General features: G+C 38.0%; 2 protein-coding genes. Both read left to right on the top strand.

All coding sequences use genetic code 11. The annotated features are described in order from the left end of the window. The first annotated feature begins 192 nt into the window (after positions 1-192). Positions 193-1,764, top strand: coding sequence for a cation:proton antiporter domain-containing protein (locus ACT3RM_RS17530; protein WP_441836017.1), 1,572 nt, complete (start codon positions 193-195; stop codon positions 1,762-1,764). 285 nt (positions 1,765-2,049) lie between these two features. Further along, complete coding sequence (locus tag ACT3RM_RS17525) at positions 2,050-2,265, top strand: DUF3820 family protein (RefSeq protein ID WP_441836016.1); 216 nt, start codon at positions 2,050-2,052, stop codon at positions 2,263-2,265. Positions 2,266-2,345 lie beyond the last annotated feature (80 nt).

The raw sequence follows: 2,345 nt of genomic DNA, 5'->3' as shown, positions 1-2,345 counted from the left end.
GACATTTAAAAGCCAATGTCAGTGAAAAAATAACGCTTTTGCATTTTTCGCTAATAAAAATGTACTGAGTGGCTATTTTTTACGCGAGAAAAAGCGACAACTACATTTATTATGTGTTAAGAGCGCTAATTAATTTCCATGCAGTTGATATTTAGCTACACTAAAACTCTTGGTGAGGTAACACGAAACATTATGGAATTATTATATTTCGCTACAGCATTTATCTTTGGCTTCGCTGTTTATCAATTAAAGCTTCCTCCTTTAATCGGCTTTTTACTTGCCGGGTTTGCACTTAATTTAATGGGCTACAAAACAACTGAACTACTCAATAGTATCGCTAGCCTAGGCGTTGTACTGCTATTATTTAGTATCGGTTTAAAGCTTAAGGTAAGTAACCTAATAAAACCTTATGTATGGGCGCCAGCTTCGTTACATATTATTCTCTGTAGTGCTTTATTTTGTTCCTTAATGTTAGTACTTGGCGCAATGACAGTGCCGTTATTTAATGGATTAACTTGGCAAAGTGCATTGCTGGTTGGTTTTGCTTTTAGTTTTTCAAGCACCGTATTTGCGGTAAAAGTGTTTGAAGAACGAGGTGAAATGGCAAGCTTACACGGTAAAGTCTCTATTGGTATTTTGGTAATGCAAGATATCTTTGCCGTAGTATTTTTAGTAATAAGCACGGGGAAAGTACCAAGTCCCTGGGCACTGTTGTTGTTTGCCTTATTACCGTTATTACGACCTATGATGTTTTGGGTTTTAGATCGCTCAAAATATGGTGAGCTACTCCCTTTATTTGGTTTCTTTTTTGCGTTAGTTGCAGGCTATCAAGCATTCGAGTTTGTTGGCCTTAAAGGTGATTTGGGCGCGCTTATCATTGGTATGATATTCGCCCCACATAAAAAAGCCAGTGAGCTTGCAAAGTCATTACTCAGTTTAAAAGACGTACTACTCGTGGGCTTTTTCTTAACTATTGGCCTTGGCGCTGATCTCACTATAAATTCATTACTTATTGCACTCATTCTCGTTGCGTTATTACCTTTGAAGGTTATTCTCTACTATGTGCTAACAAACATGTTTAAATTACGTGCACGCACTTCATTACTTAATGCGTTTAGCCTATCTAATTACAGTGAGTTTGGCTTAATTGTTTGTATGGTCGCAGCAAGTAGTGGAATGATCACCTCTGAATGGTTGGCGGTGATGGCCATTGCTGTCTCTATCACTTTTGTTATCGCTTCACCCTTAAATAAATATTCTAACGAAGCTTACGTCAAGATAGAGCGTTGGTTATTACCCTTTGAAAGCGACACTAGCTTAGCTGAAGAGCAACCGGTTAATCTTAATTATACTAAAATAGTTGTTTTTGGTATGGGCCGAATTGGTACCGGTGCCTATGAAACAATTAACGCCACACACCCTGGTATTGTAGCTGGTATTGATATAAAGCGGGAAGTAGTCGATAAACATATCAAGCGCGGTCGCAAAGTATTAATAGCCGATGCAACCGATCCTGACTTTTGGCAACGTGTTAATCACTCTCACGTCGAAATGGTCATGTTAGCAATGCCTAAACACATGCAGAATATATTCGCCCTAGAGCAACTTAAGGCCTCAGGATATAAAGGCCAAGTAACGGCCATTGCCAACTACCCTGATCAGCAAAAAGAACTAGAGGAAATGGGCGTGAACTTTACCTACAACTTCTACTTAGAAGCCGGTAGTGGTTTTGCTGAGCACGTAAAGCAAAAATTACTTCCATAATGTAATAGGTGGTTATTATTAAAGGGACTGATAACCACCTACATTTAATTTTCAAAGCTTAAACTTAGCCCTTCCCTTTTATTACTTATTGTAAACCTATTCATAAAACATTACGTGAAAGCAACGCACCGATCGTATTGCTCACTTTTAATCAATTAGTGTTTAATCAAATCAGGGTTTAAGGGTCAGCGCCTACTATAAATAGGCTATTCCTGCCCGTATAACCTATTTTCTTTTCACTAACTATATTAAACTGCGGCTCACTCAACTCTAAAAAAGTAAAGCATGGATACCCAGCAATTAAAAACAGCTATTAATACCAAGATGCCATTTGGAAAATATGCAGGGCGTCCCTTACTTTTATTACCCGAACCTTATTTAGTCTGGTTTAAGCGGCAAGGTTTTCCCGATGGGCATTTAGGTACCCAATTAGCAATGATCTACGAAGTAAAGCTTAACGGACTAGAAAAAATGCTAATGCCCTTACTAGAAAACCCATAATTTTCTCCAATTAAGTTGAACTTACCTGGCTTTGCCTTGCCTATTACTTTACTACTTGTTGTTAATTTGGTTTTATTCAC

Origin of the sequence: Pseudoalteromonas sp. AOP7-A1-14 (genome assembly GCF_052376275.1) — a bacterium.
Lineage (GTDB): Bacteria > Pseudomonadota > Gammaproteobacteria > Enterobacterales > Alteromonadaceae > Pseudoalteromonas.
This window is presented reverse-complemented; position numbering and strand designations above follow the sequence as displayed.